Source organism: Micromonospora tarapacensis (genome assembly GCF_019697375.1).
GTDB lineage: Bacteria > Actinomycetota > Actinomycetes > Mycobacteriales > Micromonosporaceae > Micromonospora > Micromonospora tarapacensis.
Genome location: NZ_JAHCDI010000003.1, coordinates 378,512 through 403,084, shown reverse-complemented (window position 1 = coordinate 403,084; position 24,573 = coordinate 378,512). Strand labels below are relative to the sequence as shown.

Genomic DNA, 24,573 nt, shown 5'->3' with positions numbered 1-24,573 from the left:
ACTCTCACTTCCGGGAAAGTTCACCCCTGGGTCCGGCGGAGTTCATCAGCGTTCACCTCCGATCCTTCCGGTGCCCCTAGCTTGTGCGGTGTACCAGCGCGAAGCCTCGCCGGCCCGGACGCCGGCGCCGACGGACAGGACGTGACAATGCGCGACGAGTTCCGGGCCGAACTCCGGGGCGTCAGCCAGCTGCTGGTGGAGATGGCCGACGGAGTGCGGGCCGCGCTGCGGCAGGCGACCCGCGCCCTGCTCACCGCCGACCGTCGGGCGGCCGAGTCCGTGATCGAACGGGACGCCGAGATCGACGGGCTCTACCGCCAGGTGGAGGAGCGAGTCTGCGATCTGCTGGCCCGCCAGGCACCGGTCGCCTCCGACCTGCGGGCCATGATAACCGCGCTGCACGTGGCCGCCGACCTGGAACGGATGGGCGACCTGGCCGATCACGTCGCCAAGACCGCGCTGCGCCGGCACCCGTCGCCGGCCGTGCCGGCCGAGCTGCGCCCGATCTTCACGGACATGGCGACCATCGCCGACCGGATGGCCGAGAAGATCGCCTCGGTGCTGGCCCGCCCCGACGCCGCCGTCGCCGCCGAGTTGGACAGCGACGACGACGCGATGGACGAGCTGCACAAGGGCCTGTTCGGGGTGCTGCTCGGCGCGGACTGGCCGTACGGGGTGGAGACCGCCATCGACGCCACCCTGCTCGGCCGCTTCTACGAGCGCTTCGCCGACCACGCGGTCAACAGCGGCGAGCACGTGGTCTACCTGATCACCGGCGAACCCGTCACCCCCAGCTGAGCTGCGAGCACGGGCCCCCGGCCAGCGCAAAGCGGCAGGGGCCCGTGCCGACGATCGGCGCCCGTCCGGCGCGGCCGGTCAGCGGCCCTGGTTGGCCACCGCTGCGGCGGCCGCCCTGGCGGCCGCCGGGTCCAGGTAGGTGCCGCCGAGGGTCTGCGGGCGCAGCAGCGGGTCCAGGTCGTAGCGCAGCGGAATCCCGGTGGGGATGTTGAGCTTCGCGATCGCCTCGTCGCTGATCTGGTCCAGGTGCTTGACCAACGCCCGCAGGGAGTTGCCGTGCGCCGCCACCAGCACCGTACGGCCGGCCAGGATGTCCGGCACGATCGAGTCGTACCAGTACGGCAGCATCCGCTCCACGACATCCTTGAGGCACTCGGTGCGCGGCATCAACTCGGTCGGCAGCAGTGCGTACCGCGGGTCACCGACCTGCGACCACTGGTCGTCGTCGGCGATCGGCGGCGGCGGGGTGTCGTACGAGCGGCGCCAGCGCATGAACTGCTCCTCGCCGTACTCGTCAAGGGTCTGCTTCTTGTTCTTGCCCTGGAGCGCGCCGTAGTGACGTTCGTTGAGCCGCCACGACCGGCGTACCGCGATCCACTGCCGGTCGGCGGCGTTCAGCGCCAACTCGGCGGTACGGATCGCGCGGCGCATCACGCTGGTGTGCACCACGTCCGGCAGGAGGCTGTGCTCGCGCATCAGCTCGCCGCCGCGCCGCGCCTCACTCTCGCCCTTCTCGGTCAGGTCCACGTCGACCCAGCCGGTGAAGAGGTTCTTGGCGTTCCAGTCGCTCTCGCCGTGCCGCAGCAGGACCAGCGTCCCGACGGTGGGCCCCTCGCTAGCTGTCATACCGATCATCCTGCCGTAACGGGTAGCGGGACGCGCGGCAAGGGTCGTGACGACCACCACGTGGAAATCGGGGTGACCCTGCTTCCGGCGCACCACTAGGTTGTAAGGATCAACCGGAAAGACAGTCATTACGAAACGGGGGCGCCGGCGTGCGCGCGATGCGGGGTTGGTTCCGGGACACCACAGGTGGACTACCGAGGACCTTCTGGTACCTGTGGACCGGCACGCTGATCAACCGGCTCGGCTCGTTCGTCCTCGTCTTCCTCGCCATCTACCTGACCCAGGAACGCGGCTTCTCCGCCTACCAGGCCGGTCTGGTGCTCGGCATGTGGGGCGTGGGCGGGGCGGTCGGCACCACGGCCGGCGGCACCCTGACCGACCGCTGGGGCCGGCGACCGACCCTGCTCACCGCCCACCTGGGCGCCGCCGCGATGATGCTCGCCCTGGGCTTCGCCCGGGACCTGTGGACGGTCGCGGCGGGTGCGCTGCTGCTCGGCCTCTTCGCCGAGGCGGCGCGACCCGCCTTCGGCGCGATGATGATCGACGTGGTGCCCGACCGGGATCGGCTGCGGGCCTTCTCGCTCAACTACTGGGCGATCAACCTCGGGTTCGCCTGCGCGGCGGTGCTCGCCGGCTTCGCCGCGCAGGCCGGTTATCTGCTGCTCTTCGTGGTGAACGCGTCCACCACGGTGGTCACCGCACTGATCATCTTCGTCAAGGTGAAGGAGACCCGGACGGTCACCGTCGGCATGCCGCGGGGCGCGGCTCCCGCCGGGGCGCTGCGCGCCATCCTGACCGACCGGGTGTATCTGGGGTTCGTCGCCCTCAACCTGCTCGGTGCGCTGGTCTTCCTCCAGCACATCTCGATGCTGCCCATCGCGATGGCCGACTCGGGCCTGAGCCCCGCCACGTACGGCTCGGTGATCGCGCTCAACGGCGTCCTGATCGTGGCCGGCCAGCTCTTCGTACCCAGGCTGATGAAGGGCCGCAGCCGGTCGCACGTGCTCGCCCTGGCCGCGATCGTCATGGGAGCCGGCTTCGGGCTCACCGCGTTCGCCGACGTCGCCTGGTTCTACGGGCTCACCGTGCTGATCTGGACGATCGGCGAGATGCTCAACTCGCCGTCGAACGCCACCCTCATCGCCGAACTCTCCCCGGCCGAGCTGCGCGGTCGTTACCAGGGTGTCTTCTCGCTCTCCTGGCAGTTGGCCGGGGCGGCGGCGCCGATCCTCGGTGGCCTGGTGCGCGAGCAGGCCGGCAATGCCACGCTCTGGCTCGGCTGCGCCGCCATCGGTGCGGTGATGGCGGTGGGTCACCTGCTCTCCGGCCCGGCCCGGGAGCGGCGCGCCGCGACGCTGCGCACGGCGGGTGCCGCGCCGGTGGTGACGGTCCAGTCGACCGCACCGCAGCCCGCCGCACCTCGGGCGGCCGAGCCGGTTGCCACCACCCGCGGGTGACCGCCGCCCCCGGCCTTCCCCGGCCCCGCCGCTCAGGCAAGATCTGTTAGGTAACCGAACAGATTGGGGAGGTCGGAGTGCGGGCCGCAGCGCAGCACGACCGCCCGGCGGCCGGGGTACCGCGTCGCTGGCTGACCGACACCGCGGGCGGGCTGCCCGCGACCTTCTGGTACCTCTGGACCGGCCTGTTGATCAACCGGGCCGGCGCGTTCGCGATGATCTTCCTGTCGCTCTACCTGACCGCCGCACGGGGCGCCAGCGAGTCGCTGGCCGGGGTGGTCGTCGGTGCCTACGGTGCGGGTGGGGCGGCCGGGGTGCTGCTCGGCGGGGTCCTGGCCGACCGGTGGGGACGGCGGGCGACCCTGGTGGCGGCACACCTGGTCACCACCGTCCTGATGGTCGCGCTGGCGTTCAGCCAGCACCTCGGCATGATCGCGGCGCTCGCCCTGCTGGTCGGCGTCACCCACTCGATGCCGAGCCCGGCCTTCGTCGCGGCGATCGTCGACGTGGTGCCCGAGCAACGCCGATCCCGCGCGTTCAACCTCCAGTTCTGGGCGTTCAACCTCGGCATGGCCGTGGCCTCGCTGCTGGCCGGGCTGCTGGCCGAGGCGAGCTACGTCGCGCTGTTCCTGGTGGACGCCATCGCCACGCTGGCCACGGCGGGACTCATCGCGTGGAAGGTTCCCGAGACCCTGGCCCGCCGGCCACCGGCCGCTCCGGCACCGGACACCCGGGTGAGCCGGTCACGCGGCCCGGGGCTGCAGACCGCGTTGCGCGACCGGCACTTCCTGGCCTTCGTGGGGTTGACCTTCGTCCTCGCGGTGCTGACCATGCAGGCCTCGACGATCATGCCGTTGGCGATGCGCGCGGACGGGCTCGGCCCATCGGCGTACGGGTCGGTGGTGGCGCTGGGTGGAGTACTGATCGTGTTGGGCCAACTCTTCGTGCCCCGGCTCATCGACCGCCACCGCAAGGCCCACGTGCTGGCCGTCTCCACGGCGCTGCTCGCCGTCGGTTTCGCCGTCCTCGCCCTTGCCGACCAACTCGCGTTCTACCTGGCTGCCTGTGTGGTCTGGACGGTCGGCTCGATGCTGGCCGCGCCACCCAACGCGCAGATCAACGCGGATCTCGCGCCGCCCGCGCTGCGGGCCCGCTACCAGTCGGTGTTCTTCCTGTCCTTCCCGGCGGCGTCGTTCGTGGCTCCCACGCTCGGCGGGTTCAGTCTCCAGCAGTGGGGCGACGGGCACTGGCTGCTCGTCGGCGCGCTGGGAGTGCTGGCGGCCGGTGGCCACCTGCTCGCCGGCCCACCCCGGGAGCGGCACGTGGCCGCCCGGCTCCGCAGGACGGCCAGGCCGGCACCGGCCACCCACGCCTGAACGGCGGGCATCACGCGATGTGCCCGGCACGAACCCGTGCCGGGCACATCGCGTCGTACGACCGGCGGCGGCGGGCGACACTCACCCCCGTAAGCGACGCCCGCTCGCGCCGCCGGTCAAACAGGTGGGCCACCGTCCCCCAACGGTGTCGGTCCACCCGTCCCCCGACGCCCCACCCGGTGCACAGATCTGATCGATCCGCCGCTCCCCCGAACGGTTCCGAGCGTGGCGCGGTTCAATAAAGTTAGTTCGGCCCGTCGTCCCGATTCAACCTGGTCGGGTGTCTCGCCCGTCGCAGCGACCGCCTCCGGCCCCCGACGGCACTTCGGGCCCTCGTTCATGGCGAACAGCGGGTACCCGATCGGCATTCCCGCAAACGTCTCAACCGTCCTCACGATCGGGTGATTCGGTCCGGAAGAAGTTGCTCTGCCGGCCGTCGCGCATCTGCTCCTGGTAGATCAGGTTCAGTCGGCGCAGGTCGAAGGTGTGGAACCACTCGTCCCAGGTGATCTCGCGTACCCGGCTGCTCTCCCGGTAACCCGGAATGTTGAAGGTCAGCACGCCGGCCCGGCCCTCCCGCTCGGTGCCACTGATCGTCGCCGGCCTGGCCCCCCGCGCCCGGGCCCAACGCCGGATGACATCGTGGTTGGTGGTGACCAGGCTGCGGCCCGGACGCTCGGGTCGGTCCTCGGGCGACGAGATGACCTGCGACGACCGGACCGACCGCGAGGTCGCCCGGCCGGTGGCGGCCCGGCCCGGTGCCTTGCGCGCCCCGTGGCCGACGCGGCGGACTTTCGGGCCCCCGTGCTCCTGGTGGCCGGCGCCGCCTTACGCGGGGCGGCCTTCCTCGCCGCGGTTGTCTTCGTGGCGCCGGCACGTCCGGCCGGTCCACTGCTCCGGCGTCCCGCGCCGCCCGACCGGAGCGTCTTCGCCAGCGTCTTCACCAGTTCCGGCTTGCGCAGGGCGGAAATGCCGGAGACGCCGTACCGGCGCAGCTGCCCGCGGATGTCGTCCACCCGCATCCGGGAGATCTCCGACTCGGAGATCCGCGGAGTGTTCGGGGTCTGGTTGCCGCTCTGCCGCTTGGTCCTGGTCGCGGTCCCGCCGCGACCCGAGCTGTTTCGCTGAGCCATGGACGCTCACGCTCCTCACACTCGTGTCTCGGTGCGGCGGGTCCCAGCGCCGCACCGCGCGGTGCGGCTTACCCGTCAGGAGCGCTCCGAACCTCCGTCGGCCGGCGAAGCCGTCCGGCCCCGCGACGGTTCGAACAGGTGCGCGAAGGCCGCGAGGTTGGCCGTGGACTCGCCCCGCTTGACCCGCCACTCCCACTCGCGCCGGATCGAGCTGCCGAAGCCGATCTCCAGCATCGTGTCGAACGACTCGTCGGCGTAGGTCAGCACCGCGCCGAGCAGCCGATCCAGCTCGTCGGCGTCGACACCGGCGGGATTGACCCGGCCGGTCAGGTAGACGTCACCGACCGCGTCGATGGAGAACGACACCGCGTACATCTTCGCGTTGCGCCGCAACAGCCAGGCCCAGAGCTCCTCACGGTGCTCGTCCGGCTGGCGCATCACGAACGCCTCGATCCTCAGGGCGTGCTCGCCGACGATCAGGTTGCAGACCGTCTTCAGCTTGTGCGTCCCGGGCAGGGTCACCGCGTACGACGCCGGGCCGGTGGGCTCGCAGGTGAGCTCCCGCTCCGCGCAGACGGACTCGATCAGGACCCCGAGATCACTCATCGCACCAACCTTACGACGGTCGCCGCCGGGCGGCGCGGTCACCAGGAGCAGGAGCCGGCAAGCTCGGCGGTGAGGCGGGCCCGGTGCGCGGCGATCGTCTCCCCGTAGACCGTCAGCAGGCCGGCGGCCGTACGGTGCCAGGAGAAGTTGCGGGCGTGCCGGGCCGCACCGACGGACAACTCGGCCCGGCGCCCTCGGTCGGGCAGCAGGCGGCCGAGCGTGCCCGCCCAGTCGGCCGGGTCGTGACCGCGCACCAGCACCCCGCTGACCTGATCCCGCACCGCGGTGACCAGGCCACCGACGGCAGCGGCCACCACGGGCGTACCGCACGCCTGGGCCTCCAGCGCGACCAGGCCGAAGGATTCGTTGTACGACGGCACCGCGACCAGGTCGGCCGCGCGGTACAGCAGGGTCAGGTCCGCGCCGGTGCGCGGCGGCAGGAAGTGCACCCGGTCGGCCACGCCGAGCGAGGCGGCCAGCTCGATCAGGGCGGTGGGCCGGTCCAGCCCGCTGCCGCTGGGGCCGCCGCAGATGACCACGGCGACGTCACGGGCCAGTGCCGGATCCCGCTCGCGCAGCGCGGCGACCGCGCGGATCAGCACGTCCGGAGCCTTCAGCGGCTGGATCCGCCCGACGAAGGCCACCAGGTGACCGCGGGTCGGCAGGCCCAGCCGCGCGCGGGCGTCGACAGCGGCGGCGTCCCGGTCGCCGGTAGCCGGCCGGAACCGGTCCAGGTTCACCCCCGGCTCGACCACCGCCACCCGGGTCGGATCGGCGTCGTACCGGCCGATCAGGTCCCGCGCCTCGACCCGGGTGTTCGCGACCAGCCGGTCCGCCTCCGCGACCACCTGCTCCTCGCCGATCAGCCGCGCCTTGGGTTCCGGGCGGTCGCCGATGGCCAGCTGCGCGTTCTTGACCTTGGCCAGGGTGTGCGCGCTGTGCACCAGCGGCACCCCCCAACGGTCCTTCGCCAGCCAGCCGACCTGGCCGGAGAGCCAGTAGTGGGAATGGATCAGGTCGTAGTGGCCCGGCGGGCGGGCCGCCTCGGCGCGCAGCACGCCGGCGGTGAACGCGCAGAGTTGGCCGGGCAGTTCCTCCTTGGTCAGCCCCTCCAGCGGGCCGGCCATCACGTGCCGGACGTGCACCCCGGGGGCCACCTCCACCACCGGTGGCAGGTCGCCCGAGGTGGCCCGGGTGAAGATCTCGACCTCGACGTTGGCCTCGGCGAGCCGCCGGGAGACCTCAAGGATGTAGACGTTCATCCCGCCCGCGTCGCCGGTGCCCGGCTGGTGCAGCGGTGAGGTGTGCACCGAGAGCGTCGCGATCCGCCGTGGCCGCGGCCACGGGAGGGCACCTCGCTGACGACCGACACCGGTGTGCTCTTCCACCACGTCCGCTCCCTCGACCACGGTTGATGCCGTCCGCACGACCGGCGCTCCTGCGTCAACCTCCACGCCGGATGCCATCTTCCCGATCGGCAGTCGGAAATACGTCGGCCAGGGCCCCCGGCGTGACCGACCTCATGGCGACGGCGCTGTCCGGCGACCGCGGCCGGGGGGTGAGAATGGCCGGATGAGTCGCGTTGCCATCGTCACCGGAGCCTCCAGCGGGATCGGCGCCGCCACCGCCCGACGGCTCGCCCGCGAGGGTTTCCACGTCCTGGCCGCGGCGCGGCGTACCGATCGGTTGGCCGACCTGGTCGCCCAGATCACCGAGGCCGGAGGCGCGGCCACCGCGGTGGCCTGCGACGTCACCTCCGACGAGTCGGTTGCCGGGCTCGCGCGGGCCGCGCAGCAGGCCCCCGGACCGGTGACCCTGCTGGTCAACAACGCGGGCGGGGCACGTGGGATGGATCCGGTGGAGTCCGGCGCGGTCGGCGACTGGCAGTGGATGTACGACGTGAACGTGCTCGGCACGTTGCGGGTCACCCAGTCGCTGCTGCCGGCGCTGGAAGCCTCCGGCGCCGGCACGGTAGTCGTCGTCTCGTCGACCGCGGGCTTCACCGTCTACGAGGGCGGAGGCGGCTACGCCGCGGCCAAGCACGCGCAGACCGCGATCGCCGGCACGCTGCGGCTGGAGCTGTGCGGCCGGCCGGTCCGGGTGATCGAGATCGACCCGGGCATGGTGCGGACCGACGAGTTCTCGCTGCTCCGCTACCGCGGTGACGCCGACCGGGCGGAGGCCGTCTACGCCGGGGTGGCCGAGCCTCTGGTCGCCGAGGACGTCGCCGACTGCATCGCCTGGTGCGCCACCCGACCGCAACACGTCAACGTGGACCGGCTGGTCGTCCGCCCGCTGGCCCAGGCCGCCCAGCACAAGGTGCACCGGGCGAGCTGAGCCGGGGATTCCATGATGGCGACGCGGGCGTCCCGACCGCTGGGGGAAGTGACCCGGGGGACCACCAATCCCAACCGGTTGCGCCGGGTGGACAACTGGATCGTGGAGACCTGCGCCGGCGCGCTGCGGGCCGCACCCGACCCGCTGGTGGTCGACCTCGGCTACGGAGCGACCCCGGTGACCGCGGTCGAGCTGCGCGCCCGGCTCGCCGCCGGGGTCCGCGCCGACGTGCGGGTGGTCGGGCTGGAGATCGATCCGGTACGCGTCGCCGACGCCCGGCCCGCCGCCGACCCACCCGGCCTCACCTTCGCCCGGGGCGGCTTCGAACTGGCCGGCCTGCGCCCCATCCTGGTCAGGGCGTTCAACGTGCTGCGGCAGTACGACGAGAGCGAGGTGGCCGGCGCCTGGGCCACGGTCACCGCCGGACTGGCGCCGGGCGGGCTGCTGGTGGAGGGCACCTGCGACGAGTTGGGCCGCCTGGGCGGCTGGGTGCTGCTCGACGCCGAGGGGCCGCGCTCGCTGACCCTGGCCGCCCGGCTGGCCACCCTCGACGGCCCCGCCGAACTGGCCGAGCGGCTGCCCAAGGCGCTGATCCACCGCAACGTCCCGGGTGAACGGATCCACGACCTGATCGGGGCGCTGGACGACGCCTGGCGCGCCGCCGCCGGCTACGCCGCCTTCGGCCCCCGCCAGCGCTGGCTGCACACCGTGTCGGCCGTCCGCGCGCGGGGTTGGCCGATCCTCGACCGTCCGCGCCGCTGGCGCCTCGGCGAACTCACCGTCCCCTGGCCCACCGTCGCACCCACCTCACCCAACCGTCGTTGATCAAGAGGTTTTCGCCTGACGGGAGCGAGCGGCCGACCTGGTGCGGCGGCGGGCGTCAGAGGGTGCAGTTGACGAGGACGGGTTCGGGGTGGAGCGTGACGCCGAAACGGGCGTGTACGCCGTCTCGGATCTCGCGAGCGAGCGTGATCAGGGCCTGGGTGCTGGCCGTGCCGGTGGGGTTGGTCAGGGCGAGGGTGTGCTTGCTGGAGATGGCCACCCCCTCTGGGCCCGGATACCCCTTGCCGAAGCCGGCCTTGTCGATAAGCCAGGCCGCGCTGATCTTGACGACGTCCGCGGCACCCGGCCACGCCGGTGGCTCACCGATGTCGGCGGCCCGGCGCCGCAGCAGTTCGTACGCCGCGCCGTCGAGCACGGGGTTGGTGAAGAAGGACCCGACCGAGCGGGTGTCCGGGTCGGCCGCGTCCAGCACCATGCCCTTGCCCGCCCGCAGTCGCAGCACCGTGCTCCGCGCCTGCGCCAGCGGCACCCGGTCACCGACTCCGACGCCGAGCGCCCGGGCCAGTTCCGCGTAGCGCACCGGCCCGGACAGCGGCGAGCGGGCCAACCGGAAGTCCACCGAGAGCACCACCCAGCGCTCACTGCGCCTGAAGACGCTCGACCGGTAGGCGAATCCGCAGTCCGTGGCGGCGACCCGATCGAGGGCCCCGGCCACCCGGTCGTAGACCTGCACCTCCGTGATGGTCTCGGCGACCTCCTGGCCGTAGGCACCGACGTTCTGGATCGGGGTGGCCCCGGTCGAGCCCGGGATGCCGGAGAGGCACTCCAGCCCCGACCAGCCGTTGCGCACGGTCGCGGCGACCAGGTCGTCCCAGGGCTCGCCGGCCTCGACACGTACCGTCACGGTCTGCCCGTCCTCGGCGAGCACCCGCACGCCGCGGGAGCGGACGAGCACCACGGTGCCGGGGAAGCCGACGTCGCCGATGACCACGTTGCTGCCGCCGGCGAGCAGGAGGATCTCCTTCCCCGCCTCGCGAACCCGGGCGGTGATCTCCTCGGCGCTGGTGGCGGTGACGAGCCGGCCGGCCTGCCCACCGAGGCGCAATGTGGTGTATTGCCCCAGATCGCCGGTGGTGGCGGGTTGCGCGGCGGCTGTCGGCTGGGCGTAGACGTCAGACACGCCTTTCACCCTAGGCTGAGGGGTAGCCGCGGCGCCCACTGGTGGCCCGGTCACCCCCGGGAGGATGGCGATGAGCAGATTGCACGGCAGCAAGGACTTCTGGATCGGTGCGCTCCGGGCGGAGGGCCCGGCGTTCGCCGCCGCGGTGGCCGAGGCGCCACCCGAGACACCCGTGCTGTCCTGCCCCGGTTGGACGGTGACCGACCTGACCCGGCACCTCACCGGCGTCTACCGGTGGGTCCGCGACGTCGCCGGCTCGGGTGAGCAGACGGCACCGCCGCAGAGCCGGTCGCGGCCGGTCGAGCCCGCCCCGGGGGTCACCGCCGTCCAGCAGTGGCAGCAGGCGTACGACGAGCTGATGGCGCTCTTCGACACCCTGGACCCGGAGGCGTCGGCGTGGAACTGGGCGCCGCAGCCGAAGAAGGCGGGCTTCTGGCCCCGCCGGATGGCCCACGAGACGGCGGTGCACCGCTGGGACGCCCAGCTCGCCATCGCCGCCGGCGAGCCGATCGAGGCGAAGCTCGCGGCCGACGGGGTGAGCGAGGTGCTGGACACCTGGCTGCCGGCCGGCCGGCGGATCGCGACCGGCCCGTGGCACGGGTGGTCCGGCTGTCCGCCACCGACGCCGACCAGGAGTGGTTCCTGCGGCTGCGCGGCGAGGGGGTGGCGCTGCTCGACACCGGCACCATCCTCGACCACGACGACCACCACGCCCGGGTGCACGTCAGCGGCACGGCGAGCGACCTGCTGCTGGCGCTCTGGGGGCGGGTCAGCTTCGACACCCTGACCATGGCCGGTGACCGCACCCTGCTCGACGGGGTCCGCACCGGCTGAGCCCATGCCCGCCCGGCATCGGTCCAGCCGCTGACCCGTGGCCACGAGCGCGCCCCGGTGGCCGAGAGGCCCGCTCGTGGCCATTCTGTGACCCTACCGAGAGAGCGCTCTCTTGACACCGGTCCGGGGCGGACCGCAGGCTACCGGAGAGCGCTCTCAGACATACTCCACCACCACCCGACCTGAGAGGGGTCATCAGACAATGGGCACTTTCCCGCGCCACCGCCTCGCGGCGGTCGCCCTGGCCGCCACCGGCGCACTGCTCGCCACCAGCGGCTGCGGCGGCGGCGAGGACGCCGGAGACGGCAAGATTACGCTTACCGTCGACGTCTTCGGGCAGTTCGGCTACGAACAGCTGTACCAGGAGTACATGGACGCCAACCCGAACGTGAAGATCGTCGAGCGGGGCACCGGCGGCAACCTCGACGAGTACTCGCCGAAGCTGACCCAGTGGCTCGCCGCGGGCAAGGGCGCCGGCGACGTCGTGGCCATCGAAGAGGGACTGATGGTCGAGTACAAGGCCAACCCGGGCAACTTCGTCAACCTGCTCGACCACGGCGCCGCCGAACTCAAGGGCAACTTCCTGGAGTGGAAGTGGAACCAGGGGCTCACCGCCGACGGCCAGCAACTGATCGGGCTCGGCACCGACGTCGGCGGCATGGCGATGTGCTACCGCAGTGACCTGTTCGCCAAGGCCGGCCTGCCCACCGACCGTGAGGAGGTCTCCAAGCTCTGGCCGACGTGGCAGGACTACATCGCCACCGGCGAGAAGTTCAAGGCGGCCGGCACCGGCGCCGCGTTCCTCGACGCCGCCACCAACACCTTCAACACCATCGTGCTGCAGACCGCCGGCAACGCGCAGGGCTACCACTACTACGACACCAGCGACAACCTCGTGGTGGAGAGCAACCCCGCGGTGAAGCAGGCCTGGGACACCACGATGAACATCATCGACGCCGGCCTCTCCGGCAAGTACGGCTCCTGGTCGGAGGAGTGGGTCTCGGCCTTCAAGCAGGCCAAGTTCGCCACCATCGCCTGCCCGGCCTGGATGACCGGGGTGATCGAGGGCAACGCGGGGGCAGAGGCCAACGGCAAGTGGGACATCGCCCGGGTGCCGGGGGACGGCGGAAACTGGGGCGGCTCGCACCTGGCCGTGCCACAGCAGAGCAAGCACCAGGAAGAGGCGATCAAGCTGGCCAAGTTCCTGACCAGCCCCGAGGGTCACATCGGCGCCTTCAAGGCCAAGGGTCCGCTGCCGTCCTCGCCGCAGGCATTGGACGATCCCACCATCACCGAGGCCACCAACCCGTACTTCTCCGGCGCGCCGGTCGGCAAGATCTTCGGTGCGGGCGCGAAGACCCTGAAGCCGGTCTACATGGGACCGAAGAACCAGGCCGTCCGCACCGAGGTGGAGAACGCCGTCCGCACCGTCGAACTCGGCCAGCGCAACCCCGAACAGGGGTGGCAGGACGCGATCAACAACGCCAAGAAGGCCGCCGCCAAGTAACCGACCCGACGGTCACCGACCCCGCCGCCGATCCAGGCTCCGCCGCGTCAGCGGCGACGGCAACCTGCCCTGGATCGGCGCGGGGCGGGGGCATGGAAAGGAGTCCACGGGTCATGGCGTTGCACCTCGACGCGCGACCACCGGCCACACCGGCGTCGCGTGACACCCGCCCGTCCCGGGCCGGCCGGCTGAGCCGGATCGACGCGAAGTACTCGCCGTACCTCTACATCGCCCCTTTCTTCGTGATCTTCGCGATCTTCGGGGCGTGGCCGCTGGTGTACACCTTCTGGGTCTCCCTGCACGAATGGGACCTGCTCGGCAGCGACCCCGTCTTCGTCGGCGCCGACAACTACACCCGACTACTGGCCGACAGCGACTTCTGGCACTCGGTGGTCAACACCCTCGGCATCTTCGTCATCAGCACCGTGCCGCAGCTGCTCCTGGCGCTCTGGCTGGCGAACCTGCTGAACCGGCAGCTACGACTGCGCACCGGATGGCGGATGGCGGTGCTCGTTCCCAACGTCACCTCCACAGCCGCCGTGGCGATCGTCTTCGGTGTGCTGTTCGGTCGCGAGTTCGGCATGGTCAACTGGATGCTCGACCTGGTCGGCATCGACGGGATCGGGTGGAAGTCCGACCGCTTCGCCTCCTGGGTGGCCATTTCGGCGATGGTCGACTGGCGGTGGACCGGCTACAACGCGCTGATCTTCCTGGCCGCCATGCAGGCCATCCCGCGCGACCTCTACGAGGCCGCGGCGATCGACGGCGCGAACCGGGCGCGGCAGTTCTGGAGCGTCACCGTGCCGCTGCTCAAACCGACGATCATCTTCTGCGTCATCATCTCCACCATCGGCGGGCTCCAGCTGTTCACCGAGCCCCGGTTGTTCCACTCCGGGACCAACGCGATCCGCGGCGGACCCATGCGTGAGTCGCAGACGATGACCATGTACATGTTCGAGAACGCCTTCGCGCCGTACTACAACTTCGGCTACGGCTCGGCGGTCGCCTGGCTGCTCTTCGCCCTGATCGCGATCGTGGCGGCGATCAACGTACTGATCATCCGGCGGCTCGGCGCCGGCGCCCGCCCGGACAACGGCAAGCGCACGGGAGGCCCGCGATGAGCAAGCTGTGGCGGGCCAGCCCGCTGACGTACTTCGCACTGATCGCCGCCGCAGGACTGTCGGTCTTTCCGATCTACTGGATGTTCGTGGTGGCCAGCCGCTCCAGCGACGCGATGGGACAGCTGCCGCCGCCGGTGACTCCCGGGGGCAACCTGGGCGCCAACATCGCCCGGCTGTTCGCCAACACGGACGCGTACTTCCTGACCGGCCTGATCAACTCGGCGATCGTCGCGATCACGGTCACCGCCTCGGTGGTGCTCTTCTCCACCCTCGCCGGATTCGCCTTCGCCAAGCTGCGGTTCCGGGGCCGCAACGCGCTGCTGATGGTCATCATCGCGACGATGATGGTGCCCACCCAACTGGGCGTCATCCCGTTGTACATCCTGATGACGAAGCTGAACCTGAACGACCGGCTACCTGCGGTGATCATGCCCGCGCTGGTCACCGGATTCGGGGTGTTCATGATGCGGCAGTACGCCGGCCAGGCGGTCAGCACCGAGCTGATCGAGGCGGCCCGGGTGGACGGCTGCGGCACCGCACGGATTTACTGGAACGTGGTGGTGCCCGCGTTGCGGCCGGCCGCCGCCGTGCTCGGCCTGCTCACCTTCATGACCACCTGGAACGACTTCCTGTGGCCGTACGCGGTGCTCAACGACCCGGAGAATCCGACCGTGCAGCTGTCGTTGCGGGCCCTGTCCGACGGTTACTACCAGGACATGTCCCAGGTCTTCACCGGTACGGCCATCGCCACACTGCCGCTGCTGCTGGTGTTCGTCCTGTTCGGCCGCCAGATCATCGGCGGCATCATGGAAGGTGCGGTCAAAGCGTGACTGAACTGCGATTTCCCGACAATTTTCTCTGGGGTGCGGCCACGGCGGCGTACCAGATCGAGGGGGCGGCGCGCGACGACGGGCGCGGCGAATCGATCTGGGACACCTTCAGCCGGATTCCCGGCAGGGTGCACGCCGGGCACACCGGTGACGTCGCCTGCGACCACTACCACCGGTACGCCGACGATGTCGCACTGATGGCCGAGCTGGGCCTGCAGGCGTACCGCTTCTCGGTGTCCTGGCCCCGGATCCAGCCGGACGGCACCGGGCCGGTCAACCCGCGCGGGCTGGACTTCTACGACCGGCTGACCGACGCGCTGCTGGGCCGGGGCATCGACCCGATCGTCACGCTCTACCACTGGGACCTGCCGCAGACCCTGGAGGATCACGGCGGCTGGACCAACCGGGACACCGCGGAGAGCTTCGCCACCTACGCCGCCGCCGTGTATGCCCGGCTCGGCGACCGGATCGGCACCTGGACGACGCTCAACGAGCCGTGGTGCTCGGCCTACCTCGGCTACGGCAACGGGGTGCACGCCCCCGGGGTGCAGGATCCGGGGGCGGCCTTCGCCGCCGTGCACCACCTGCTGCTCGGACACGGCCTGGCCGCCCAGGCGCTGCGCGCGGGCGGCGCCGGCCGGGTCGGCATCACTCTCAACCCGGCCGACGTACGCCCCGCCGACCCGCACAGCGCGGCCGACGCCGCCGCCGCGCGTCTGGTCGACGGCCTGCACAACCGGATCTTCCTGGATCCGCTGCTGGTCGGCGGGTACCCGGACGACGTCCGCGAGCACGTCGCCCGGATCGTCGAGCCCGCCTTCGTGCGGGACGACGACGAAAAGATCATCGCCGCGCCGATCGACCTGCTCGGGGTCAACTACTACGCGCCGACCTACGTGGCCGGGCGGCCGGACGGTGCCGGTGGCGGCGGCGCGTACCCGGGCACCGAGGGCGCGGTGCAGTTCCTGGCGCCGGTCGGGCCGCTGACCGACATGGGTTGGATGATCGAACCGGCGGGCCTGACCCGGCTGCTGGAACGCATCGCCACCGACTATCCGGCGGTGCCGCTGCTGATCACCGAGAACGGCGCGGCCTTCCCGGACAAGGCCGCCGCGGACGTGACCAGCCCGATGCAGGACACCGACCGGATCGCCTACCTCGACGGGCACCTGCGCGCGGCGCACGAGGCGATCGCCCGGGGCGTCGACCTGCGCGGCTATCTCGTATGGTCATTGCTTGACAACTTCGAGTGGGCCGAGGGGTACCGCAAGCGCTTCGGCATCGTGCACGTCGACTACCTCACTCAGCGGCGTACACCGAAGTCCAGTGCCCGGTGGTACCAGGAGGTGATCTCCCGGAACGGGCTGTGAAGAGGTGGTGGTAACGCCGATGACGGGGGCACAGCGGCCCACTCTGGAAGCGGTGGCACGACGGGCCGGGGTGTCCCGGGCCACCGTTTCCCGGGTGGTCAACGGCTCGACCACGGTCGCCGCGCCGATCCAGGAGGCGGTCCGCCAGGCGGTCGCCGAGCTCGGGTACGTGCCGAACCTGGCCGCACGCACCCTCGTCACCCAGCGGACCGACTCGATCGCCCTGGTCATGCCCGAGGAAGCCACCCGGGTCTTCTCCGACGACCAGGTCTTCCCCGGCATCATCCGGGGTGCCGCGCAGGAGCTGGAGGCCGCCGACAAGCAGCTGGTGCTGATGCTGGCCGGCTCACCGGCCGGGCACGAGCGGGTGGCGCGGTACACCACCGGTCGGCACGTCGACGGGGTGCTGTTCGCCTCGCTGCACGGTGCCGATCCGCTGCCCGCCCGGCTGGCCGCGCTGGGCATCCCGGTGGTGTGCAGCGGCCGGCCGCTCGACGGCGCCCAGGTGCCGTACGTCGACGTCGACCAGGTCGGCGGCGTCACCCGGGCGGTGCGGCACCTGATCGACGGCGGCCGGCGGCGGATCGCCACCATCGCCGGCCCACAGGACATGGTCGCCGGGATCGAACGGCTCGCCGGCTACCGGGACACGGTGGCCGCCGCCGGGCAGCCCGAAATGGTGGCGGTCGGCGACTTCACCCGCGAGTCCGGCGCGGCGGCGATGCGCGAACTGCTCGCCGCCCATCCCGACCTGGACGCCGTCTTCGCCGCGTCCGACCTGATGGCGCACGCCGCGATGCGGACGCTGCGTGAGGCGGGTCGGCGGGTGCCGGACGACGTCGCGGTGATCGGCTTCGACGACATCGAGACCGCCGCATACACCGACCCGCCGCTGACCACCGTCCGGCAGCCGATTCTGGAACTCGGCCGGCAGGGCACCCGGCTGCTGCTCCGCCTCGCCGCCGGCGAGGCGGTCGAGCCGGCCCTGATCCTCCCGACCGAGCTGATCATCCGCGACTCCGCCTGAGGTCCGGCCAACCGACCTCTGAGGACTGTGATGTTCGGCATTTCATCCTCATTACGCCTCGCGGTTTCCCCGACGGGCTGGGTCTTTCGCCCCAGGGGCGTCGGAACCGGGCGGCTACGATGCCCGGCTGGCCGAGCCGCCCGTATCGGCCGGCGCCAGGGCGGCTCGGCACTGCTCACGGCCGTCGCGCCAGGACATCCGGCCGGCACCGGCCCGCCCGGAGGGTCCGGCATTCACTGCCCGTAGAGCCGCCGATCCCGCCCGGATCGGGCCGGTCCGGCATTGTCTGTGACCAATTCCGGTATGTACCGTGGGCGCGTCACGCGCAGGGTTCGTGGCTCGATCCGTGGGGGAGTCGAACGGTGCCCACCGAAACGGCGTTGAATGCGGCCGATCCGAGCCGCCGCATCCTCGGCGGCGCACCGGATCGTTCGACCCGCACCCGGCAATTGGTGGGAATCAGCACCCTGGCCGGCATGATTGCACTGACCGCGATCGCGGTCCCATCGCTCCTGGCCCCGGACGAGAACCGGCCGGACGGCGCCGCCGCCCCCGCCGCGACGAGCGACCCGACCGTCCCGCCAGCCTCGTCCTCCCCCAGCGTCTTCCCGACCTCGGCTGGCCGCACCAGGCAGAGCGCCGGAACGGCCGCCGAGCCGAGTGCGCCGAGCAGCGGACCGGTCTCGGTACCGGCGCCGGGCCGGTCGGTCGGGCCGGTGGCGCCAGCACCGCCGCTTGCCACCCTGGACCGCTCCACCGAAGCGCCGTCGTTCAGGCCGGTCAGCGTGGAGGCCGAGGACCCCGGCAACGTACTCGGCGAAGGCGCCGGCATCGCCGCCTGTCCCGCCTGCGAGGGCGGTGCCCGGGTCCGCTACGTCGGCAGGCTCACCGCCTACCTGACCACGGCCGCCGCCGGCAGCCGGACCATAACCGTCGGGTACGAGGTCAAGGGCGAACGCAGCCTCAAGATCTCCATCAACGGTGCCCCACCGACCACGCACCACCTCACCGGGACCGACTGGGACACTCCCCGCACCTTCCGATACACCGCAACCGTCCCGGCCGGGCGGGTCAGCATCGCCTTTTACAACGACACCGACCCAGCTCCCGACATCGACAAGATCACCATAAGCTGACCGCGAGCGGATGAGCCGATTCGTCGCGTACGTCGCGCTGTGCCGGGCCATGCTGCTCGGCAGGTTGGCGTTGACACTGGCGGCGGTCGGCGTCGGCATCCGGCTCGCCGAGGATCCCTGGCAGACGGTCGGCACCCTCGTGCTCATCACCGTCGCCACCACCGTCCAGGTCACCGTGTTGAGCCGATGGCCGAGCGTCATCCGATGGCGATTGGGATTCCTGGTCGTCGACGCGGTCATCATGATCGCCGTACTGGTGCTCGACCAGGGAAACGTGGCCTTCTTCTGCTACGCCGCCGGCTTTGCCGCGCTCACCGGCACCCTGCTGGGGGCCCGCGCGCTACCCCTCTGGTTCGCCGACGCCGGCCTCGGGCTGGCCGTGGCGACGCACCTGCTCCGGACCGACGGGACGGTGGACTCCATTTCGGCGCCGTTCGTGCTGGCGTTTCCGATGATGAACATCGTCTGCGGCTACGGCGCAGCCGTGGTGACCGCGGCCCTGGCCCGCTACCTCGACGCTTCGATCGCAGCGGTGGCCGGCGCCTACCACTCGGCGGCGGCCTCGGAGCGGGCGCGGTTGGCGCGCGAGTTGCACGACTCGGTCGCGAAGACCCTGCGCGGTGTTTCGTTCGCCGCCGTCGCCCTTCCCACCCTGCTCCGCCGCCAGCCCGACCTGGCCGAGGAACTCGCCAGCACCGTCTCCGCCGGAGCCGACACCGCAATCCGAGAGGCCCGCGAACTGCTCACCGGGCTGCGTCGGGACGCACTGGACCGGCCGTTCCCCGAGCACCTGCGCCAGGTGTGCCATGCCTGGACGGAATGGAGCAGGGTGCCGGCGCGGCTCGACGTCACCGCCGTCGAGGAGCCGACCCCGGCGGCCCGGTACGAGCTGACCCAGATCCTGGACGAAGCGTTGGAAAACGTGGCCCGACACGCGGACGCCACCCTGGTCCAGGTCGGCTTGCAGGAACGGGACGGGCACGTGGTGCTGACCATCCAGGACGACGGCACTGGCTTCGTCCCGCCCGGCGAGCTGACCGCGCTGTCCGCCGAGGGCAGCTTCGGCATCATCGGGATGGCCGAACGCGCCCAGGCGGTCGGCGGCGCACTACGGCTGGAATCGGGCAGCGGAACGGGCACCACGGTGGTGGCCCGGGTTCCGCTATCGGCTGCCACCGACACCGCCACGGCTCGACCCGACGGATGGTAGCCATGATCGAAGTCATGATCGTCGACGACAATCCGATCGTCCGGACGGCCCTGCGCGGCTACCTCTCCAGCGCCGAGGACGTGACCGTGGTCGGTGAGGCACCGGACGGACGGACCGCGGTGACCGTGGCACGGCGGCTACGTCCGGACGTGACGCTGTTGGATCACCGGATGCCGATCGCCGACGGCCTCAGCGTGGTCGGCCAGCTCGCGGAGTACTCTCGCATCCTCGTCCTGACCAGCGACGACGCCGACGATCTGATCGCCGGGATGCTCCGCGGCGGTGCCCGCGGTTACCTGGTGCACGGTGAGTTCGATCCGGCCGAGTTGTTGCGTGCGGTCCGGGCCGTGGCCGCCGGCCAGGGCTGGCTGTCGGCGCGCAGCGCCTCGATCACCATCTCCGTGCTTCGCGAGCAGGCGGCCCGCGAACAGGAGGACGCCGACCGGACGGAGAAGGCCCGGGAACGGCGCGAGGAGTTCGGCCTGACCCGGCGCGAGCAGGATGTGATGGCGCTGCTGTGCGCCGGGCATTCGAACGCGGCGATCGCCCGCCGGCTGCTGCTTACCGAAAAGACGGTCAAGAACCATCTGGCGAACATCTTCATCAAGCTGCAGGCCACCAACCGCACCGAAGCGGTGGTGCGGTGGACGGGCCGGTAGTAGGCGCACGTCGGTACGGATGGCTGGGTTATGAGGGTGTGTGCGCCCTGTCGAGCTGATGGCGTGAACGGATCGCGGTGACCGACCTGGTTGCCCCGGCGGGTGATGGCACAAACGGATCAGCTCGACAGGAGTCGCAGGAACACTGAGCACCCAGAGCTCGCCGCCGCCCAGCCCCTGTTCGGCGCTCCGCCGGGCATCTCGTCCGGCGCCCACGGTTGAACGCCGCGGCCCGCACCGTCGTCGTACGAGCGACGGGCTCTTCCGCCCGGCAACAGCGCTCGGATGAGGTAGCCATGAGGGACGGATCGGCGACCGGCCGATGAGCGATGCCAACGGACGGTCGAGGAACGGCACCGCCAGCGACACGGAGCCGGTCACTGCGCTGATCGGCCACCCCGACACCTCGGAGCGGGCAGCTCTCGGCGCGGTGCTCCACTCCGGCGAGCGGATACAGGTCGTGGCTCTCACCGGTGACGGCGGCGAGGCGGTGCGCTTGGCCCAGCGGCTGCGCCCCGCGGTGATCCTGCTGGACGACCGGGTCACCGCGCCGGACGACCAGGATCTGATCCGCGCCCTCGCCCGCTGGTCACCAGTGATCATCCTGACCGGCGCCACCGAACGCCGGGCGATCACGGCACTGCTCTGCGCACCGGTGCGCGGCTGTCTGGTGTACGGCCACTTCGAAGCGGCCGACCTGCTCGGTGCCGTTCGCGCGGTCGCCGCCGGGCTGGGCTGGCTCTCACCGGTGGCGGTAGCTGCCGCGAGCTGGCAGCTGCGGACCCGGCGGCAGGCCGCGGCGGCCCTCGTCGACCGAGCCGAGAACTCCCCGCGCGGCTCGTAGGGCGTAGAACGACCGCGACCGGACCGTCCCCTCCGGAATCCCGATCCGGGTGGCAGCCTCGGCGACCGAGGCGCCACCGTAGTAGAGCTCGACCAGCACGGCGCGGTGCTCGGGGGTGAGCTGACGGAGCGCGTCGGCCAGGGCGAACCGGTCCACGATCTCCTCGAAGGCGTTGTCCGGCGACGGCATCCACGCCACGTCGATCCCGTAGATCTCCGCCGGACGGGCGGCGCGTGCCCGGGCGGCGTCGATCACCAGGTGTCGGGCGACGATGAAGAGCCATCGACGGACGGTGTCCGCCTCTTCCGGCAGATCCTCCAGCCGGCGCCACGCCCGCAGCATGGTCTCCTGCATCAGGTCCTCGGCGAGTTCGCGCTGTCCCCGGGTCAGCCGGAGCAGGAAGGAGTACAGCGGTTGGGAGTTCGCGGCGAAGATGGCCCGCATCCGGCGTACGGCGTCGACGTCCGCGTCATTCGACGGGCATGTCTCGATATCCACAGCTGTTCTCTTTCCCAAGCCCGGACGGTCTGCCCGGGGCACCCCGTGACGGAGGCTAGTGACCTCCCTCTCGCGGCACCTGAGGCGAAGGACCCAGTTGGGCCGAGACGCGGCCCGGAACAGGCTGACGATCCGGGTGCCGGAAGTTCTGCGGGTCCGGGTTGAACCGCTCGGGCCGCTGGTCCGTGATGCGGTCGTCCGGTTCTTCGGGCATCCGGGAGCTACCACGACGGAGGGGGCACGGTGGGCAGGAACAAGTCGGAAGACATCAAGATGAGCCGGCTGAGCTATGAGCGACGGGTTCGTGAGTTGAACGGCGGGGAGCCGCGGTCCTCGGGGTCGAGTTCGGACTCGGACGGGGCTGAGCTGCGAGACCAGACGGCGCAGAATCTGGACCGGGTCCGGTTCTCGGAGGCCGGGAACGGACAGTCCGCGCAGTGGCATGCGACCCCGCACGGCCAGCCCAACGAAGTCACCTACGACCCCAGCTTTTCCTACGCACAGCCGGGACAACCGGGCCTGACCGCGGATGGCAGTCTCGACCACGAGGTGGGCGGCCACGAGTTCGCCGACCGGACGTATCAGCATCCCGACGACCGCGACCTGCGGGGGACCAACATGCACCTGCCCGGCAACGATGTGGCCAGCGAGGAGCTCCTGGCCTCCTACCAGCGGCAGACCCAGACCATCACCGAGAACTGGAACGAGGTGCGGGACGCGGTCCCTCGGGACCGGCCCATCGCCAGAAGTCAGGACTGGACCAACCACGTGAACGACCGGATCGACTACGTCCAGGCGAGCCCGAACGTGCACAACGAGTCGGTCTCTGGTGACCTGTTGAACTCCCTGCGTCAAGCACGGCTCGCCGACGGTCCCGTCGGCAATCAGCTCCGCGCCATCTCCCAGGAGGCCTCTGTTCGTCAGCAGCAGGGCGGTGAGGTGCAGCGGATCGGGCCGGTGCAGAGCTCGTCGTCCACCCGGATGTCCGCCTACGGCAACAACCTGGCTGGGGCGAGCGGGCAGCAGAAGAGCAAGGGCCGGAAGTGACGGCGTTGGCCGAGCGACGCCGAGAGCAGCCGGCAGCCGTGACCGTGCATCCGCCGGCACCATCGCCGCCACCGCCGCGCTTCATCTACTACCTCGACGGCGAGGAGTACGACGAGGCTCTGGCCCACCTGTGCATCTGGGTCGAGCATGTCCTGTTGCCGACGTACGGACGGGAAGTGACCTCGTCCACGCCCTGGTGCCCGAGCTGGTGGAATCATGCCGAGGCGGTGGCTCACCTCCACGCTCTCTGGATGACCTGGCAAGAGCTGACCGGTCACCCCGGCGGGCCGCTGGGCCCGGCCAACTGGCATCGGGACTACCTGGGCCCGGTGATGACCACCCTTCGTGACCCGGCTGGGCCCTTCGCCGGCTGCAAGACCGGAGCGCATCGGGCCAAGGCGTCGCCCGTCGTGGAGCCGTTCACCGTCGACTCCTGACGGGTTGACGAGACTGCGGCGGCCGTGGAAACGGTCGCCGCAGTCCCCGGGGGTCATCGACCGGGCACGAACCACACACGTCGTCGTCACGGTGATGCCCGCCGGGCTAGCACGTCAGCGTGTTGTCGGCCCCGGGGTCGACGCCCAACCTGGCGGTGAATCGCTGGTACGCCTCGACCCGTGCCTGCACCTGCGCCGGGTTGCCGCCACCGCATTCCAGGGCACCGTTGACGGTCCTGATCGTCTCGCCGAACCCCTCACCGTCGATGATCGCGGCATGCGCGGTCATCGTGCCCGCGCCGGATTGGGTCATCCAGAACCAGAGCGCTGTCTGCCAGGCCACCGAGGCGTCGTTCTTCACCAGGTCGGGCTCGTTGAGCAGGTCCAGACCGAGCGCGTCGCCGGCGGTCTTGTAGTTGGTGTTCCAGCTCAGCTGGATCGGCCCGCGGCCGTGGTAGGCGGTCTGCCCGGCGGGACATCCGTAGGACTGGCCGGTGTCACAGTAGTTGCCCCATGCGGCCCGGTTGATCTCCTCGACGTGCACCAGGCCGCCGGACTCGTGGTCGATGTTGGCCAGGAAGGCGGCCAGTTCCCGCTTGCGGGTCTGCTCGTTCCCCGTGCCGGCGAAGGCGGGGAACTTCTCCATTGCGTCGGTCAGCCCGGCGTAGCTGTAGAAGGAGTTCCGGTTGGGGAACATCGCGCCGAAGGTTGACTCGCTGAGCAGCGCTGCCCCTTCGGCGTCCGGGTCGTCGTCCGAACCTTCCTCCGTCGCAAGGGCGGTCGGTGAGTCGGCCCCCTCGCCACCGAGGGTGTACTTCGCGAAGAGCCCCCGGATCTGGAACGGGTAGCTGCCCAGGGCGAGGACGGGCATGCCGCCCTGGGCCTCGACCGTCTCCAGGCCGATCTCCCAGGCCATCAGGGTCAGGGTGAGGTGGTCGCCGACCACCTTCCTCTCCGTCAGCAGCCGATCGGTCTCCTCGGCCAGGTGGCAGAAGTATCGGGCGTGGGCGTGGATCGAGTCCTCGTCGTCGAGCACGGACGCTTCGCCGCTGTCGTCGTCGTCCTCACCGTATTCGTCGAACACCTCGGGCGTCAGCTGGGAGAGCCCCTTGCGCCCGCCGGGGCCCTCCTTGTCCGCGTCGAATGCGGACGCGTAGTCGATCTGCGCCGCGATGATCACGGGGGTCAGCAGGCCACACTCGCGGGCGGCGGCCCTGATCGGCGCGACCAGGTCCTGATCCGGCACGCTCGTCGCGCTGAAGCTGCCGCGGCCGTCTCCGCCGGCCAACTCGATCAGGGCGTTGGTGCTGGACGTCGATCCGCTGCTGGCGGACGGATCGGGCGAGGACGACGTCATCTGCGACCCGCCGGCCATGGCGAAGATGACGACCAGGACTATCAGGGCCAACGTCGCCAGCACCGACAGCGGGAGCATCCCGATCACCGAGATGATCAACCAGGCCAGCTGCGCCGAGTCGAAACTGGTCAGCGACTTCGTCGCCCGGCCGGCCGCCTGCATCCCCTTCAAGGCCATGTT

Annotated in this window: 22 protein-coding genes and 2 pseudogenes; 17 read left to right on the top strand and 7 right to left on the bottom strand. The window is 71.1% G+C overall.

From position 1 onward, the window contains the following. Window positions 1-147 precede the first annotated feature (147 nt). Entirely contained in the window at window positions 148-798 is a 651-nt protein-coding gene (gene phoU, locus KIF24_RS02750) for a phosphate signaling complex protein PhoU (RefSeq protein ID WP_221082630.1), read from the top strand. 78 nt (window positions 799-876) lie between these two features. Here phoU and KIF24_RS02745 read toward each other — a convergent pair whose 3' ends face one another. Next, complete coding sequence (locus tag KIF24_RS02745; protein WP_221082629.1) at window positions 877-1,644, bottom strand: phosphoglyceromutase; 768 nt, start codon at window positions 1,642-1,644, stop codon at window positions 877-879. A 158-nt stretch (window positions 1,645-1,802) separates the two neighbouring features. Between KIF24_RS02745 and KIF24_RS02740 the strand changes: the two genes are divergently transcribed. Together KIF24_RS02740 and KIF24_RS02735 are read left to right on the top strand one after the other, a co-directional pair. Continuing rightward, complete coding sequence (locus tag KIF24_RS02740; protein ID WP_230414814.1) at window positions 1,803-3,101, top strand: MDR family MFS transporter; 1,299 nt, start codon at window positions 1,803-1,805, stop codon at window positions 3,099-3,101. A gap of 77 nt (window positions 3,102-3,178) precedes the next feature. Next, window positions 3,179-4,477, top strand: coding sequence for an MFS transporter (locus KIF24_RS02735; protein ID WP_221082627.1), 1,299 nt, complete (start codon window positions 3,179-3,181; stop codon window positions 4,475-4,477). 381 nt (window positions 4,478-4,858) lie between these two features. Here KIF24_RS02735 and KIF24_RS02730 read toward each other — a convergent pair. The 3 genes and pseudogenes from KIF24_RS02730 to mshA form a co-directional block, all read right to left on the bottom strand. Beyond that, window positions 4,859-5,610 (bottom strand): annotated as a pseudogene (locus KIF24_RS02730) (hypothetical protein). A 75-nt stretch (window positions 5,611-5,685) separates the two neighbouring features. Beyond that, window positions 5,686-6,216, bottom strand: a complete 531-nt coding sequence (locus KIF24_RS02725; RefSeq protein WP_221082626.1) for a type III secretion system chaperone family protein — start codon at window positions 6,214-6,216, stop codon at window positions 5,686-5,688. A gap of 38 nt (window positions 6,217-6,254) precedes the next feature. Beyond that, complete coding sequence (mshA, locus tag KIF24_RS02720) at window positions 6,255-7,607, bottom strand: D-inositol-3-phosphate glycosyltransferase (RefSeq protein WP_407939888.1); 1,353 nt, start codon at window positions 7,605-7,607, stop codon at window positions 6,255-6,257. A gap of 181 nt (window positions 7,608-7,788) precedes the next feature. Here mshA and KIF24_RS02715 point away from each other — a divergent pair, with 181 nt between their 5' ends. After that, window positions 7,789-8,553: an SDR family oxidoreductase gene (locus tag KIF24_RS02715; RefSeq protein ID WP_221082624.1), complete on the top strand. Its 765-nt coding sequence runs from the start codon at window positions 7,789-7,791 to the stop codon at window positions 8,551-8,553. Window positions 8,554-8,565: 12 nt separating this feature from the next. Then, window positions 8,566-9,378 (top strand): class I SAM-dependent methyltransferase, encoded by an 813-nt coding sequence (locus tag KIF24_RS02710; RefSeq protein WP_221082623.1) that lies wholly within the window; start codon window positions 8,566-8,568, stop codon window positions 9,376-9,378. 55 nt (window positions 9,379-9,433) lie between these two features. On the opposite strand, the gene KIF24_RS02705 is transcribed toward KIF24_RS02710, so the two are convergent. After that, window positions 9,434-10,516, bottom strand: a complete 1,083-nt coding sequence (locus tag KIF24_RS02705; RefSeq protein WP_221082622.1) for a UDP-N-acetylmuramate dehydrogenase — start codon at window positions 10,514-10,516, stop codon at window positions 9,434-9,436. Between the two features lie 70 nt (window positions 10,517-10,586). Between KIF24_RS02705 and KIF24_RS02700 the strand changes: the two are divergent. From KIF24_RS02700 to KIF24_RS02655, 10 genes and pseudogenes are all read left to right on the top strand, one after another. After that, window positions 10,587-11,350: pseudogene (locus tag KIF24_RS02700) on the top strand (maleylpyruvate isomerase family mycothiol-dependent enzyme). Window positions 11,351-11,552: 202 nt separating this feature from the next. Continuing rightward, window positions 11,553-12,857 carry an ABC transporter substrate-binding protein gene (locus tag KIF24_RS02695; protein ID WP_221082621.1) on the top strand — a complete coding sequence of 435 codons (1,305 nt, stop codon included), beginning with the start codon at window positions 11,553-11,555 and terminating at the stop codon, window positions 12,855-12,857. Between the two features lie 113 nt (window positions 12,858-12,970). After that, window positions 12,971-13,978 (top strand): carbohydrate ABC transporter permease, encoded by a 1,008-nt coding sequence (locus KIF24_RS02690; RefSeq protein WP_221082620.1) that lies wholly within the window; start codon window positions 12,971-12,973, stop codon window positions 13,976-13,978. Next, entirely contained in the window at window positions 13,975-14,808 is an 834-nt protein-coding gene (locus KIF24_RS02685; protein ID WP_221082619.1) for a carbohydrate ABC transporter permease, read from the top strand. Before KIF24_RS02690 ends, KIF24_RS02685 begins: the two co-directional genes overlap by 4 nt. Next, the gene (locus KIF24_RS02680) at window positions 14,805-16,178 is read left to right on the top strand and encodes a GH1 family beta-glucosidase (RefSeq protein ID WP_221082618.1); all 1,374 of its coding nucleotides are present in this window, start codon (window positions 14,805-14,807) and stop codon (window positions 16,176-16,178) included. Before KIF24_RS02685 ends, KIF24_RS02680 begins: the two co-directional genes overlap by 4 nt. Window positions 16,179-16,197: 19 nt before the next feature. Next, on the top strand, window positions 16,198-17,205 hold the full coding sequence (locus KIF24_RS02675; protein WP_221082617.1) for a LacI family DNA-binding transcriptional regulator: 1,008 nt from the start codon (window positions 16,198-16,200) through the stop codon (window positions 17,203-17,205). Between the two features lie 476 nt (window positions 17,206-17,681). Then, window positions 17,682-18,341 carry a carbohydrate-binding protein gene (locus KIF24_RS02670; protein ID WP_221082616.1) on the top strand — a complete coding sequence of 220 codons (660 nt, stop codon included), beginning with the start codon at window positions 17,682-17,684 and terminating at the stop codon, window positions 18,339-18,341. 10 nt (window positions 18,342-18,351) lie between these two features. After that, the gene (locus tag KIF24_RS02665; protein WP_221082615.1) at window positions 18,352-19,551 is read left to right on the top strand and encodes a sensor histidine kinase; all 1,200 of its coding nucleotides are present in this window, start codon (window positions 18,352-18,354) and stop codon (window positions 19,549-19,551) included. A 2-nt stretch (window positions 19,552-19,553) separates the two neighbouring features. Further along, a complete protein-coding gene (locus KIF24_RS02660; protein ID WP_221082614.1) occupies window positions 19,554-20,210 on the top strand; it encodes a LuxR C-terminal-related transcriptional regulator in 657 nt (218 codons plus the stop codon). A 322-nt stretch (window positions 20,211-20,532) separates the two neighbouring features. Further along, window positions 20,533-21,054, top strand: a complete 522-nt coding sequence (locus KIF24_RS02655) for a response regulator (RefSeq protein WP_221082613.1) — start codon at window positions 20,533-20,535, stop codon at window positions 21,052-21,054. On the opposite strand, the gene KIF24_RS02650 is transcribed toward KIF24_RS02655, so the two are convergent. Then, window positions 20,953-21,552 carry a sigma-70 family RNA polymerase sigma factor gene (locus tag KIF24_RS02650; protein ID WP_221082612.1) on the bottom strand — a complete coding sequence of 200 codons (600 nt, stop codon included), beginning with the start codon at window positions 21,550-21,552 and terminating at the stop codon, window positions 20,953-20,955. The genes KIF24_RS02655 and KIF24_RS02650 overlap by 102 nt on opposite strands. A gap of 243 nt (window positions 21,553-21,795) precedes the next feature. On the opposite strand from KIF24_RS02650, the gene KIF24_RS02645 reads away from it, so the two are divergent. After that, entirely contained in the window at window positions 21,796-22,599 is an 804-nt protein-coding gene (locus KIF24_RS02645; RefSeq protein ID WP_221082611.1) for a hypothetical protein, read from the top strand. A 38-nt stretch (window positions 22,600-22,637) separates the two neighbouring features. Beyond that, complete coding sequence (locus KIF24_RS02640) at window positions 22,638-23,036, top strand: DUF4913 domain-containing protein (RefSeq protein WP_331460990.1); 399 nt, start codon at window positions 22,638-22,640, stop codon at window positions 23,034-23,036. Window positions 23,037-23,142: 106 nt separating this feature from the next. On the opposite strand, the gene KIF24_RS02635 is transcribed toward KIF24_RS02640, so the two are convergent. Further along, window positions 23,143-24,570 carry a glycoside hydrolase family 19 protein gene (locus tag KIF24_RS02635; RefSeq protein WP_221082610.1) on the bottom strand — a complete coding sequence of 476 codons (1,428 nt, stop codon included), beginning with the start codon at window positions 24,568-24,570 and terminating at the stop codon, window positions 23,143-23,145. Between the last annotated feature and the right edge of the window lie 3 nt (window positions 24,571-24,573).

Coding starts and splice junctions, on each gene's coding strand:
- phoU (WP_221082630.1), top strand. CDS start 148: ATGCGCGACGAGTTCCGGGCCGAACTCCGGGGCGTCAGCCAGCTGCTG.
- KIF24_RS02745 (WP_221082629.1), bottom strand. CDS start 1,644: ATGACAGCTAGCGAGGGGCCCACCGTCGGGACGCTGGTCCTGCTGCGG.
- KIF24_RS02740 (WP_230414814.1), top strand. CDS start 1,803: ATGCGGGGTTGGTTCCGGGACACCACAGGTGGACTACCGAGGACCTTC.
- KIF24_RS02725 (WP_221082626.1), bottom strand. CDS start 6,216: ATGAGTGATCTCGGGGTCCTGATCGAGTCCGTCTGCGCGGAGCGGGAG.
- KIF24_RS02715 (WP_221082624.1), top strand. CDS start 7,789: ATGAGTCGCGTTGCCATCGTCACCGGAGCCTCCAGCGGGATCGGCGCC.
- KIF24_RS02710 (WP_221082623.1), top strand. CDS start 8,566: ATGATGGCGACGCGGGCGTCCCGACCGCTGGGGGAAGTGACCCGGGGG.
- KIF24_RS02695 (WP_221082621.1), top strand. CDS start 11,553: ATGGGCACTTTCCCGCGCCACCGCCTCGCGGCGGTCGCCCTGGCCGCC.
- KIF24_RS02690 (WP_221082620.1), top strand. CDS start 12,971: ATGGCGTTGCACCTCGACGCGCGACCACCGGCCACACCGGCGTCGCGT.
- KIF24_RS02685 (WP_221082619.1), top strand. CDS start 13,975: ATGAGCAAGCTGTGGCGGGCCAGCCCGCTGACGTACTTCGCACTGATC.
- KIF24_RS02675 (WP_221082617.1), top strand. CDS start 16,198: ATGACGGGGGCACAGCGGCCCACTCTGGAAGCGGTGGCACGACGGGCC.
- KIF24_RS02670 (WP_221082616.1), top strand. CDS start 17,682: ATGATTGCACTGACCGCGATCGCGGTCCCATCGCTCCTGGCCCCGGAC.
- KIF24_RS02665 (WP_221082615.1), top strand. CDS start 18,352: ATGAGCCGATTCGTCGCGTACGTCGCGCTGTGCCGGGCCATGCTGCTC.
- KIF24_RS02660 (WP_221082614.1), top strand. CDS start 19,554: ATGATCGAAGTCATGATCGTCGACGACAATCCGATCGTCCGGACGGCC.
- KIF24_RS02655 (WP_221082613.1), top strand. CDS start 20,533: ATGAGCGATGCCAACGGACGGTCGAGGAACGGCACCGCCAGCGACACG.
- KIF24_RS02635 (WP_221082610.1), bottom strand. CDS start 24,570: ATGGCCTTGAAGGGGATGCAGGCGGCCGGCCGGGCGACGAAGTCGCTG.